We start from the raw sequence: 14,207 nt of genomic DNA, 5'->3' as shown, positions 1-14,207 counted from the left end.
GGCATTTATGATTAATTCACGTTATCAATGGGAAAAGCCAAATATTCAAAACCAAAAAGCCGTGAATGAACTTAGTGAAACATTTGGTATTTCTAAATTAATTGCTAAAATTTTGGTTAACCGAGGTTACGATACCGTTGAAACAGCAAATGCCTTTTTAAGACCTGAAATTTCTGACTTATACGATCCATTTTTGTTGCATGATATGGATAAAACCATTGAACGTTTATTCCAAGCCATTGATAATGGTGAGAAAATTGTTGTTTATGGTGATTATGATGTCGATGGTATGACTAGTACAGCGATTATGACATGGGCACTTGAATTAATGGGGGCAAATGTATCTTACTTTGTTCCAAGTCGATTTAGTGATGGTTATGGACCTAATTTAGCTAACTACCAAAAGTTGGCGGCTGAGGGGATGCAATTACTTGTTACGGTTGATAATGGTGTTTCGGGTAAAGATGAAGTTGCCTGGTTAATGTCCCAAGGCATTGATGTTATTATTACAGATCATCATGAGTTGCCAGCAGAATTACCAGTAGCAACTGCTATCGTGCATCCACGTCATCCAGAAGGTTCATATCCATTTGGCGGTTTGTCAGGGGCTGGTGTTGCGTTTAAAGTTGCGTCAGCACTATTAGAAGAACCGGCAGATGAAGTATTGGATTTAGCTGCTTTAGGTACGGTAGCTGACGTGATGTCATTAACAGATGAAAATCGTATTATCGTAAAGCAAGGACTTGAAAACTTAAAGTTAGATCCGCGTCCCGGTTTGTCAGCATTATTGGCGGCTTCAGGAACACAATTGTCAGATATCGATTCATCAACGATTGGTTTTACAATCGCACCACGTCTTAATTCTTTGGGACGTTTGGAAGATGCAACGACGGGTGTTCAATTATTATTAATGGATGATATTGAGAACGCGAAACCACTAGCTGAACATGTTAATGAGCTAAATCAAAATCGTCAACAATTAGTAAACGATATTACGACTGCTGCGCAGGACCAAGTAGAAAAATTAATAGATGATCCTATCTTAGTGGTTGCAGGTGAAAACTGGCACGAAGGTGTACTAGGGATTGTTGCTAGTAAATTAGTTGAACAAACAGGTAAACCAACGATTGCTTTGACGATAAATGGTAACGAAATGAAAGGCTCAGGTCGATCAGTACCGGCGTTTGACCTGTTTACAGCTTTGGATGGGCATCGGGATTTAATGGTAGCATTCGGTGGGCATGCTAGTGCAGCTGGTATGACTATTCCAACAGATAATTTGCAAGAAATTAGATTAGTGTTGCGAGAAGAAGCAACTAAGCAATCCTTAGCTGGTGCTCAAAAGCCACAACTTCAAATTGCTGCCGAAGTAACAGCTGATGATTTTACACAGCAAAATTTTGATAATTTACAGGTGTTGGCACCGTTCGGTGAAGGTAATCCTGAACCCTTATTTATGGTTAATGTTAATAAGGTTGATAAGGTCAAAACAATGACAGAAGGTAAGCATTTACGATTTACGGCACAAACAACTACGGGCGCACTACCAGTTATTGCGTTTGGATGGGGGCATCAGGCAGTAGCTTTAGATGGTCATTTTTCATCACTTCAAGTTGCTGGAACAATGAGTCAAAATACATTCCGGGGTAGTACGACTTATCAATTAATGTTGCAAGATATGGTTGCTCAGGGTGCTGCAGTCTTAGATAAACGAACAAGCCGTTTAACTAAACAAACATTTGCACCGAATGCTACGTATGTATTTTTTAATGTTAATCATTATCAACAATTATCTGGTTACATTAGTCAACCATCAAAAGCCGTAATGTGGCAGGATATTAGTCAACAACTACACATACAGACGATGGTTTTGGTTGATCTACCAGAATCATTATCACAATTACAACAATTATTGCAAACCGTTGTACCTGGACGTTTGGTCCCTATGTTTTATGTTAAAAATCCTGTATATTTACAGAAAATGCCTGATAAACAGGCTTTTGCCAAAGTCTTTAAATTTGTAAATTCTTTTAAAAATATTGATTTAAATACGCAATTTGATGCTGCTGTAAATCACTTAAAAATGCATAAAATGACTTTACAACTGATATTAAAGATGTTTTTAGACGCAAAATTTGTTATAATCGAGAATGGTGTTTTAAATGCTGTGCCAAATCCAACGCCAATGAATCTAACAGAAACAAAGACGTTCCAAAGATTTATGGCTCAGCGAGATCTTGAACAGCAACTAATTTACAGCACAACAGCTGAATTAGAAACATTATTAATGAATTTAAGTAAGCAGGAGAGCTAAACAGATGTTGGATTTGAATGACTATATTGCCTCTATTCCGGATTTTCCTGAAAAGGGTGTTATCTTCCGTGACATTACGCCATTATGGGGTGACCCAGAAGCGTACGCCGAAGCAACTCGACGCATTACGCATTTTGCTAAAATGCGCGATGTAAACGTGGTAGTTGGTCCCGAATCTCGTGGTTTTTTGGTTGGGGCACCAGTTGCTAACGAATTAGGAACTGGTATTGTCTTGGCACGTAAACCTGGTAAATTACCAAGAGAAACCGTTAGTGAGACATATACTTTAGAGTATGGTGAGGCCGCATTGGAAATGCATAAGGATGCAATTAAGCCTGGTGAAAAGGTATTAATTACTGATGATTTACTTGCTACAGGTGGAACTATTGCCGCTACGATTAAGTTGGTAGAGTCTCTGGGCGGTGAAGTGGCTGGTTTGGCTTTTATGATTGAATTAAAAGATTTACATGGTCGTGAAAAACTTGAAGGATACGATATCTTGTCATTGATGAGTTACTAAAGTTATAGTTTAAAAGAGGCTCAGACGCTTGTTTGAGCCTCTTATTTTTATAAATGGGGGAATATATGGATAAGCAAAGAAACCGTATGAGGTCACTGGTTGGTCTAGCTTTTATCATACTATTTATTGAGCAGTTAGTTAATGCGCAGCAGCATATACATATTTATCAATTTTTAACGATAGTTACCGTGCCAACTATCTTTTTTGCGGTTGGCTATTTTATAGATGTAGCTGGGTCGTTTAAATCTTTTTTGGTAAACGGACTAAAAAAATTTGTAGTGCCTTATGTTGTCACGGGTATTGCCGTGATTGTTTTGAATATCTTAGCTGGACATTTAACATGGCTCAACCGACCATTTATAGATACAAAAACAATTATTAAAACATTTGGTTATGGTATTGGTTGGCCAACCGATACTTTACTTGGACAAAGTAGTTTTGGTGTTGGTTTGGTTTGGCTATTGTTAGCAATATTTTGGGCAACACTAATTTTTAAGGCACTTACAAAATTTAAAAAGCGTTGGTTAATCATAACAGCAATTATTTTGGTTACAGCAGCTGGTTATTGGTTTAGAACCCTTGTGCAGTTGCCTTGGTCGTTTGAAGCAGCAATGATTGCACAACCATTTATTTATTTTGGTTTTCTTATTAAAGAACGAGAAAATATGCCGATGAGTATTGCAGCTTTTTTTGTTGGTATTATTTTTTGGTTTATTAGCGGTGTTAGTGGCGCATTTGATTTTACAGTAGCTTATAATTTTCATCCAATTTTTGGTACGGTCGCTAGTCTATTTGCTGTCAGTGTTATTTACATATGTCATAATAAATTTATTTATCCAATAAAACCAGTGAAAGTAGTTTTGACGTATCTTGGTAATCATTTAGTGTTGGATATTATAATAGCAACGTTGGTGTTGGATTTTACTCAAGGAGTGGGTAAGATAGCAATTTTTTATAAGTTACTTATTTTAATGATTGGCATTATTGTCATGACTGTATTGTTAAAAAGGTTAGCTAGGTTAATTAAAAAAGACGAAAAGATGGTTAAAAGATGACAAACAGGGGTTAAAAATGACTGGAATTAACAAAAAAAGAAAATCACTAATGAAACCTTTGAACTATATTGGCATGATGCGTGTGACGCTAACGGGATTACTTTTAGCGATTGCGACAACAATTATGTTACAAGTAGCAATGTTTTTTCAGGACTGGGGTCGTTATAATCAGACAACAGACTTTATGAAAGCCTTAAGTGAATCACTTAAATTTATGTTGGCACCACGTGCTTGGTATTCTGTATTTGTTTGTTTTGCATTTTTTGTTTTAATTTATGCAATTTTAAATCGTTTTTTTATAACGATAGCAATTTATTTGATAACAGCGATTGTTGTTTTTGTTGCAGAGTATATGAAAGTTAAAGCACGAAATGAACCGATTATGTTTAGTGATATGTCCGAAGCTACTGCAGTTGGTGGTTTAACAGGTATGGTTGATCGTAGCCTACTAACTGGAGCAATTGGTTTAGGGCTAATCGTAGTTATTCTTGCTTTAATATTGGAGTATTTAACGCATAAACAAAAACTAGGTAGACTAAACTATTTCTTCAGTCAATTAAAGTTTAAAAATAATTTGTTTCGTTTAATTATGATTATTATTACGTTTTCATCGTTGTCAGTCTCATTTGTAGTTAATGCGGATCATAATCAAGCTTGGTTACAAAAATTTGGTTATCAACGCGTTGTTTACAGTTCAGGGGACGATTCGCTTTGGAATGGACCAATTGCAACGTTTATGTCAAATGTTTCAACGGTTATTATGCGCGAACCAGCTAACTATTCGTCAAAAGAAATGCGACGGATTGAAAAGGAATATGATAATTCAGCAAAGAATATTAATGAAACCCGTCACGGTTCTACATCTGGACAAACGATTGCTTATATTTTAAGTGAGTCCTTAGCAAATCCTAACGATATTAAAGGATTTCATTATAAAGGGGCTAATGTTTCTCAGCATCTAGAAGAAGTTAAACAACGAGCTACGGTTTCTGGTAAAATGTTGTCTTCTGGATATGGTGGTGGAACTGCAAATATTGAGTATATGACTTTAGCTGGATTTCCATTAGCAACATATGCGCCGGAGATGACGGTACCTTATGTACAGTTAGTACCGTTTGCTAATACAGTGCCTAATATTTCACAGTTGTTTGATAAGAAAGAAGTATTACATCCATTTGTGGGTAGTTTATATAATCGTAAAGAAGCGTATAAAAAAATGGGTATTAATCATTTTTATACAACCGATAATAAAGAAGATACTTACCCTAAAAAATATAGGGGTGGTGCTTCCAAAGATGCATATCCAAAGGATGATAATGCATTTAGTTACCTAGAAGATAAAATTCTTAAGCAAAATAATAAGAAGTCGCAGTTTGTACAATTAATGACAATGCAAAATCATATGCCATACTATCAAGGTGAGTATCCTAATAATCATTATCAAATGACCAAACCAGTGGTTTCTGGAAGTACTAAGACACAGATTGAAAGCTATTTAGCAGGAGTTCACGAATCTGACTTAGCATTAGAAAAATTAATTAAGCATGTTGATAATTCAAAGCGGCCAATTACTTTAGTATTTTATGGTGATCATTGGCCAGGAATCTTTACTTTTGTTGATCCACAAAACCAAGCTGAAGAGGCACATGAGACGGATTATTTTATTTACCAAAATGATGCTGCGAAAAAGAGACGACAGGCACAAAGTAATATTAGTCGACCTTATGCATCCCCAAGTGATTTCCCAGCTTTGGCGCTAGATGCAATGAATGTGAAAATTTCACCGTTCTATGCTTTGCAGACGCAAGTTAGTGAGCAACTGCCAGCTTTTGCTAATTATACACGTGGCAAATTTGTTGATGAACAAGGAAATACTATTAAAACTAAGCAGTTAACAAGTAAGCAAAAACGTTTATTAGCAGATTTTAAGTTAGTACAATATGATTTAAGCGATGGTAAACATTACCTATCTCAAAAATTTACTAAGCCTGTGAAATAAAAGCGATAATTTTTAAATTATTAAGAAAAGTGATAATATATAAGAGTTATTAAAGGAAAATATGTTAATTTTATTGATTAGCATAGCTACTTAAGATTGAAGTAAAATGAAAAGGCGGAGGAGCTAGTATGTTTTTAACTAGCTCCTTTTAGTTAGTAAAATTTAAAAGGGGAAATATTTTGCAATTACTTGAAAAAAATAGGATTGTTAAGATCTTAGCCAGTATTGTTATAATCATGTTATTGTTAATGCAAATGATTACGATTCCAGATCATCCGGCAATTTATAATTTTTTAACTTGGTTAACGTGGCCAGCGTTATTTTTTATTGCTGGTTATTATATAAGTGAAAAGGGTATTAAAGCAAATGTACGACACATTGTAAGATGTTATTTATTACCATATATCGTAACAGGGGTACTAATTATCGTTGTTAATAAGATAACGCAAGTTTTGCGTTTAAATGGTTGGATAAACACACCTTTTCCATCAATGAAAACTGGTTTAGTGACGATGCTGTATGGCAATGGTTGGCCAACTGGTACTTTGATAGGCCATCGTGATTTTGGTATTGGTTTGCTTTGGGTTTTGCTGGCATTGTTTTTTGGTGTTGGCATTCAATTAGTGATAAATAAGATTCGGATACGATCCGTTAAAATCGTTATTAGTTTGGCTTTGATGGTATTAGGATTTTATTTAGGTACAAAAGTACAATTACCTTGGTCATTAGATGCGGCATTAATTATGCAACCATACATCTTGTTGGGACAATCTTTTAAAACGGTTTCAATAACCAATATTAGTGTGCCAGTTACAATTGTTGTGGGTCTGCTAAGCGTTTGGGTAATGGCGATTGGTAGTGGTCCTTTTGAATTAACTTTGGCAACAACGCGTTATTGGTTTTTAGGTACTGTAACTGCGATGTTAGGATTAATTATGTTAATTTTAATTGCTAGTTATATGACTAAAATGTTGTCTAATCGTTTCTATGATTGGTTTATTGAATTAGGTGATAAACAATCAGTTAATATTGCTATACTAGCCTTTGTTATCCTGATGCTTCCTGTTGGACAGTTAATAAAAGTACCATATGGTGCATTTATAATTATTTATTTAATTACGTTTGCCATTGTTTTAGCAGGAAAGTTTGTCATTCGCTATATTGGTCAACATTATTTTAATTGGCTTGAAGATGAGGAGATAAGTTAAATGAAAAAGAAATTTCAAAATTTTAAATTAACTGGTCCTTCATTTAATGGTTGGATGAAGTTATTGTTGATTGGTTTAATTTTTAGTATTTGTACAACAGTATTGTTACAGTTTGCAATGTATTTCCAAACATGGGGTCGTTTTGATCAAACGACTAATATTGGACAGGCGTTTCAAGCAGCATGTCGATTCATGGAACGTCCGCAAGCATATTTTTCAGTGTTGGTGGGTTTAATCTTATTTATTTTTATTATCGTATTAATTAACCATCTGTTCATTGGAATCGCCACTTATTGGGTGTTGGTGATTGTCGCATTCGTTGCAGAATATATGAAGATGAAGGCACGTAATGAACCAATCTTATATAGTGATCTATCAGAGGTCACAGCGGTTGGCGGTTTAACACAAATGGTTGATAAAAAATTGCTCTTTGGGGCAATTATATTTATTTTACTGTTAGTCATTATAGTTGTTGGTCTAGAAACGTGGATAAGTAAAAAACGGACTAGTAAGTTTGCTGAATCAGTACACGGTATGATGTTCCAAAAAATGGGGGAACGTTTGTTGGTACTATGTGTATCCATTGTGCTACTGGGAACACCATTCTTAGCAAGTGCTGATAATAATCGTGCATTATTGGAGCATTTTGGTTATAAATGGCAAAGTGTTAATACTGGGGATGACACCATGGAAAATGGACCGATAATGACTTTTGTTTCTAATATTGCAACGGTTATTATGCGTGAACCATCTGGTTATTCAGCCAAAAGCATGGCTAAGCTGGATCAAAAGTATGAAAAATATGCGGCTGATCTTAATAAAACACGAACTAATAATTTATCAGGTCAAACGGTTATTACACTTTTGAGTGAATCACTAACAAATCCTAATAAGGTTAAAAACTTAAAGTATACTGGTACAGACGTTTATAAAAATATTAATCAACTAAAAAAGAATGCTGTTATGTCTGGAACAATGTTGTCATCCGGTTACGGTGGTGGGACAGCTAATATTGAATATATGACTTTAGCAGGGTTCCCACTTAATACGTATGCACCAGAAATGGTGGTACCTTATACGCAATTGGTACCTTTTGCTGACAAAGTGCCAACATTACCCGGCTTATTTGATAAGCGTGAAGTTATTCATCCATATGTTGGTACATTTTATAATCGATGTGATGCATATAAGAAGATGGCAATTCAAAAATTCTATACAACTGATGGTCAGACATATAAGTATCCATCTTCATATGCAGGTACCCTAGGTAAGTCAGGTTATACAGCTGATAAAAATTCATATCGTTACTTGTTAAAGAAAATTGCTAAGTCATCAAATAAGAATTCACAATTTTTACAATTAATGACAATGCAAAATCATATGCCATATGAACCTGGTGAGTATGGTAATAGTAAATATAAGGTGACATCACCGACATTATCGGATACGGCGCAAAAGCAAGTTGAAACATATATTACGGGTGTTCACTATACCGATGTTGCAACGAAAAAATTGATTGCTGAATTGGATAAGATGCAGCGTCCAGTTACGATGATTTTTTATGGTGATCATTGGCCAGGCGTCTTTACTTTTGTTGATCCAAATAAACAAAAGGAACGGTCACATGAAACAGATTACTTTATTTATCAAAATAAGGCTGCTCGTGAACAAAGCAAGCAGACTTTGAATCAACATGAACGCGCTTATGCTTCGCCAAGTGATTTCCCAGCATTAGCTTTGCAGGCAACTAATAGTAAGGTGTCACCGTTGTTTGCTTTGCAAACTAAAATTGTGAATGAGTTACCAGCGTTTGCAAATTATCAACGCGGTCGCTTTGTCGACAACGATGGACATCAGTTATCAACAAAAGATTTAACTAAGAAACAAAAGACGTTATTGCATGATTTGAAATTAGTGCAGTATGATTTAAGTTCTGGTAAACATTATTTAAAAGATAGTTTTACCAAGCAATAAATAACAAGGACCGGGGTAACATCTTAGTACCCCGGTCCTTTTAGGTAGCGGAAGGATTTATTTTTCATGATATAATAGCAAAAGTGCTATAAAAAGGCACTTATTATTTTGAATAGAGTGATAATTTTTTAAAGGAGTAAACACGGTGATTAATGCAAGTAAAAAATGGTTTTATTATTTAATACCAGGTTTATTTTTTGCGATGATGTTAGCATATGTCGGGCGTTTTGGCTTTCTATATTCAGGCGCAGATCTGCAGTTTCATGCTAACCGAATATTTGAATACTATAACCATCTAAAGGATGGTAACTTAATACCTGTTATTTCAACATTTTCGTCAAATCAAATTGGTAGTTTGGTACCAACTATGTATCCATCTTTACCAGTATATGTGGGGGCTATTTTACAGTTTATTTTTCCACCTGTGGCAGGAATGTATGTCTTAATGTGGTTACAGTTAATGGTGCAATTTAGTGTTGCAAAATGGGTAGGGAAAGAACTATCGTTATCGTCACTAGAAAGTACCGTTGCTGCTTTTATTTACACTGTAACAACGCCAATTATTTCTCAAATAATTCAACAATGGCTGTTTGGAGAAGTATGGGCGATGTCGTTTATGCCGCTTGTAGTTTTAGCTTTGATTAGATTAGCTAAAAGCACAAAAGATAATGTTGTGGGGTTAGATAAAAAAACCATTCTATTATTAGTAGTTGGATTTACGCTAATCATTTTGTCACATATGTTGTCTTTTGTAATTGTAACGGGCTATACGGCGATATTTACAGCTTTTTTGTTGATTTTCAGAAAAAATAGATTAAACGTCCTGTTTAACTTGTTTGTCGCAGCTATTATTACAATATTATTATCGATGGTATTTTTAATGCCATTTGTTATTGCTATGTTAGGTAATAAGTTAGCAACTCCTGGTGCAACTACGTTAACACTTTGGTCAGCACCAGATATTCATGAATTATTTCAGACGGCTTTTTCATTTAAATCAGACGTTATCTTTAAAACAAATAGTATTGGTATTGTGGCATTTTTAGCAATATTTGGTGTTATATTTACTTGGTGGAAACAAGATCGTTTTACTAAATATGCAACAGTTGTATCAATTGTGATTATTTTTAGTGGTATGAGTTATATTTGGAAATATTTGTATGCAACGCCTTTAGGGGTTATTCAATTTCCACATCGTGTATTTATTATTGCCATCTTTTTGTTGAGTTTAACGTCAATTTTTATGATTCGTAATGTCTTTAAGTCTAATCGATTACGACATATTTTATATGCAGGGTTAACTTTGTTATCTGTTTTCGTTACGTTGTTTAGTTTGAAATTTGGCTTTTTAGATCCCGTTAACGCATTGGCTGTACGCACGGATTATAAACCTACGTCTAAAAGACCAGTTAGTTATACACCGATTGCTAATTTTAAAATTAAAAATGATGATTTTCAAAATATTATGGGCTATTGGACGACATATGGGGCGTTTGATTATATGCCTGCTAATTTTCAATTTAATAAGGCTTTGCAAGAAAAGAAAGTTATTCAAAGTGGAAAACTAATTAAGACAACCGTTAAACCTATTAGTAATGGGGTAATTTATACAGCTAACTTAGTTAATCGGGAAAATACAATCTTACCTATGGTAGGTTATAAGAGTGTTAAGTATGAAATAATGGATAACCAACATCGCCATTATAGCTATACGATAAATAAAAATAAGCAATTGGCTATTAAAACGAAAAATGCAGATGTTAACAAACTTATTGTTAAAGCAAAAACTCCATTAACAACATATATTGCTTGGACAATTAGCTTAGTAACGGCAGTATTTTTGTTGGTTATTGCATTTAGAAATAAGAATAAACAAAATATATAAACGTGTAAGCGTTGTAAGGTACTGAATCATTTTGATTTAGTACCTTTTTGTTATGGCTTGATATGAAAGCATTGTAGAGGCGTTAGTTTGTGTTTTATTAATTAAAAATGGTAATATAATAAGTATGTTTTTTCAAAAAAATTGATTTAATAATACATAATTAACATTTTTATTTTGTAAGATTGGGTGGAATCAGAAATAATGGATAGCAGAAGAAAAACTGTTAATGTTTTAACGGGATTTGTAATTATACTGTTGATTATGATGCAAATGATTGATAAAGAACAAAATATGGTCTGGTATCGTTTTCTAACCTGGATTACTTGGCCAGCTGTGTTTTTTATTGCAGGATATGCAATTAAGATTAATCAAAAATTTATGCAGATAATTAAGCAATCGATATTAAGGTATTTAGTACCGTATTTTTTAATTAGTATTCTTTTAATTGGTAGTAGTAAGATCATACAGAAGTTTGGGTTAACATCACTGTTTATGCAACCATTTCAAGCAATTCGAGTGGGTGTAAAAGCAATGCTGTACGGTAATGGTTGGCCAGGCGCAACATTACTTTGGCAATTTGAAACAGGTATTGGGTTAAGTTGGATTTTGTTGGCTTTATTTTGGGGCACAATTATTACAACTTTAGTAATTAAAATTAAACCATTGTTTCTCCAAATTGTATTTGTTGCATTACTCACGTATGGTGGCTTTTATCTATCAAGTATAGTGCAATTACCATGGTCATTTACATCGGGGTTGGTAGCACAACCGTTCATGTTGCTAGGTTACTATTTTAATGATGAGGAAAAAGCGTGGCAACCAGCACGAGCAACTGTTTTGGCTGGTGCTATTATTAGTTGGGTGATGGCACACAATGGATCATATGAGCTAACGGTAGCATTGATTAATCATTGGATTATAGGCACAGTTGCGGCTATGATTATGCTCGAAGCGATGTTATCAATTGTTTGGTACATTAACAAACGGTTATCTCGCTTTTCAGATTGGCTAATTAAATTAGGAAAATATTGGTACGTTGATTTTGTAGTTCTAGGTTATATAACAATGATAGTACCAATAAAACATTATCTGAATAATTTGATTGCAATTGAATGGCTTGATTTTGTAATTGCGTCTTTAGCTGTGTTATTTATTATTATCATTATTAAATGGATAGTTATTAAAGGTGTCAGTTATTGGGAAAAGAAGGGGACGAATTAAATGAAGAAAATTTTTAAAAAATCTGAATTTAATGGTCCTTCTTTTAATGGCTGGATGAAATTGCTGATTATCGGTTTAGTTTTAAGTATCGTGACGGTTTTTTGGTTGCAGTTTTCTATGCATTTTCAAGTGTGGGGACGATTAAATTATCAATCGACTGATATACCAGTTGCGTTAGACTTTGTACGTCAGTATATGATGCGTTCGCAAGTACTGTATTCAATACTTGCCTGCTTAACGCTATTTATCTTTATAGTGGTCTTAGTTAATCATCTGTTTGTAGGTATTGCAATATATTCATTATTGGCAATCGTAGCTGTTGTAGCTGAATATATGAAGATGAAGACACGTAATGAGCCTATTATTTTTAGTGATATGTCAGAAGTAACGGCTGTGAGTGGGTTGACTAAAATGGTTGACAAAGACCTCTTAGTGACAGCTGTTGTGGGTATTGTTGTGTTACTCATTCTTGCAGTTGCTTTAGAATTGTATATTCGCCGTAAAAAAGTGGGAAAATTTTCTGAATCAGTGCAAAGCATGATGTTTAAACAGGCAGGCAGTCGTTTGGTTGTGTTGCTTGTTACCTTTTTGATGTTGGCAACACCATTTGTGGTGAATGCTGACCAAAATAGAGCGATTCTAAATCATTTTGGTTATCAATGGCGAAATAAAATTGGTGTTGATGATGCAATGGTCAATGGACCAATTATGACATTTGTATCAAATATTTCCAGTGTTATCATGCGCGAGCCTGATGGTTATTCTGCTAAGGAGATGGCGCATTTACAAAAAAAGTATACGCAATATGCAGATAAGCTAAATGAAACTAGACAGGATAATTTAAAGGGTCAAACGGTTATTTCTATTTTGAGTGAATCGTTAACTAATCCTGATGATGTACCAAATTTGTCATATAAGGGTCCGGATGTCTATAAAAACATTAATGCTATTAAAGATAAAGCAACGATTTCAGGTAAAATGCTATCATCAGGCTATGGAGGCGGGACAGCCAACATTGAGTATATGACAATTGCTGGATTGCCTTTGGCAACTTTTGCACCAGAAATGGCGGTACCATATACCCAAGTTGTACCATTTGCGCACAAGAACCCAATCTTACCAAGCTTATTTGATCAGCGAGAGGTATTACATCCGTATGCTGGTATGTTTTACAATCGCCGTGATGCCTATAAAGATATGGGGATTCAAAAATTCTATACAACCGATGGATTAACGTATAAGTATCCGGATAAATACACGGGTAAATTATCAGCTAATGCAGAATACCCGGCTGATGAAAATGCTTATAAGTTTTTATTAGATAAAGTTGATAACGCTACAAATAAAAAGTCTCAGTTTCTGCAGTTGATGACCATGCAAAATCATTTGCCATACTCAGCTAAGGAATATCCAAACAGTCCTTATAAAATGAGGGAACCAGCTGTTTCGGATGCAACTAAGGATCAGGTTGAAACTTATATTACAGGTGTTCATCAAACTGACTTAGCAACTAAAAAGTTAATTGATAAAATTGAAAACATTAAACGTCCTATTACAATGGTTTTTTATGGTGATCATTGGCCAGTTGTATTCACATTTGTGGATCAAGATAAGCAAATGAAAAAAAGCCATGAAACGGATTACTTTATTTATCAGAATGCGGCAGCTCGTAAGGCAAATAAGACATCATTAAAACATGATGCTCGGCCATATGCATCGCCAAGTGATTTCCCAACGTTAGCGCTTAAAGCAACGAATAGTAAAGTAACACCATTTTTCGCGTTACAAACCAAGTTTGTTGATGAATTACCAGCGTTGGCAAATTACACGCGTAATACATTTGTGGACAGAGATGGGAAAAAGTTAAAAACTAAAGATTTAACTGCAAAACAAAAAAAGTTACTACATGAATTTAAATTGGTGCAATATGATATTACTGCTGGTGAACATTATCTAGATGATGATTTTACTGATAAGCAATAATATAATTAGTATGATAAAGTAGTGATTATATTTGTATGATTCAGGGGG

General features: G+C 34.5%; 9 protein-coding genes. All 9 read left to right on the top strand.

Going from position 1 to position 14,207, the window contains the following annotated elements; all coding sequences use genetic code 11:
• Window positions 1–7 precede the first annotated feature (7 nt).
• The 9 genes from recJ to GA0061074_RS01600 all read left to right on the top strand — a co-directional run bounded on the left by recJ (window position 8) and on the right by GA0061074_RS01600 (window position 14,159).
• Entirely contained in the window at window positions 8–2,314 is a 2,307-nt protein-coding gene (gene recJ / locus GA0061074_RS01640; RefSeq protein ID WP_092461364.1) for a single-stranded-DNA-specific exonuclease RecJ, read from the top strand.
• 4 nt (window positions 2,315–2,318) lie between these two features.
• On the top strand, window positions 2,319–2,834 hold the full coding sequence (locus GA0061074_RS01635; protein WP_092461363.1) for an adenine phosphoribosyltransferase: 516 nt from the start codon (window positions 2,319–2,321) through the stop codon (window positions 2,832–2,834).
• Between the two features lie 65 nt (window positions 2,835–2,899).
• Window positions 2,900–3,889 carry a hypothetical protein gene (locus tag GA0061074_RS01630; protein ID WP_092461362.1) on the top strand — a complete coding sequence of 330 codons (990 nt, stop codon included), beginning with the start codon at window positions 2,900–2,902 and terminating at the stop codon, window positions 3,887–3,889.
• A 16-nt stretch (window positions 3,890–3,905) separates the two neighbouring features.
• Window positions 3,906–5,888 carry an LTA synthase family protein gene (locus GA0061074_RS01625; protein ID WP_092461361.1) on the top strand — a complete coding sequence of 661 codons (1,983 nt, stop codon included), beginning with the start codon at window positions 3,906–3,908 and terminating at the stop codon, window positions 5,886–5,888.
• Between the two features lie 179 nt (window positions 5,889–6,067).
• Complete coding sequence (locus GA0061074_RS01620; RefSeq protein WP_092461360.1) at window positions 6,068–7,096, top strand: hypothetical protein; 1,029 nt, start codon at window positions 6,068–6,070, stop codon at window positions 7,094–7,096.
• Window positions 7,097–9,070, top strand: a complete 1,974-nt coding sequence (locus GA0061074_RS01615) for an LTA synthase family protein (RefSeq protein WP_092461359.1) — start codon at window positions 7,097–7,099, stop codon at window positions 9,068–9,070.
• A 145-nt stretch (window positions 9,071–9,215) separates the two neighbouring features.
• Window positions 9,216–10,955: a glycosyltransferase family protein gene (locus tag GA0061074_RS01610; protein WP_092461358.1), complete on the top strand. Its 1,740-nt coding sequence runs from the start codon at window positions 9,216–9,218 to the stop codon at window positions 10,953–10,955.
• Window positions 10,956–11,156: 201 nt separating this feature from the next.
• A complete protein-coding gene (locus GA0061074_RS01605) occupies window positions 11,157–12,176 on the top strand; it encodes a hypothetical protein (RefSeq protein ID WP_092461357.1) in 1,020 nt (339 codons plus the stop codon).
• Window positions 12,177–14,159: an LTA synthase family protein gene (locus tag GA0061074_RS01600; RefSeq protein WP_092461356.1), complete on the top strand. Its 1,983-nt coding sequence runs from the start codon at window positions 12,177–12,179 to the stop codon at window positions 14,157–14,159.
• Window positions 14,160–14,207 lie beyond the last annotated feature (48 nt).

This window comes from Weissella bombi (assembly GCF_900094835.1).
GTDB classification, from domain to species: domain Bacteria; phylum Bacillota; class Bacilli; order Lactobacillales; family Lactobacillaceae; genus Weissella; species Weissella bombi.
Note: the sequence above shows the minus strand (reverse complement) of the source record. Positions and strands in the feature narration are given on the sequence as shown.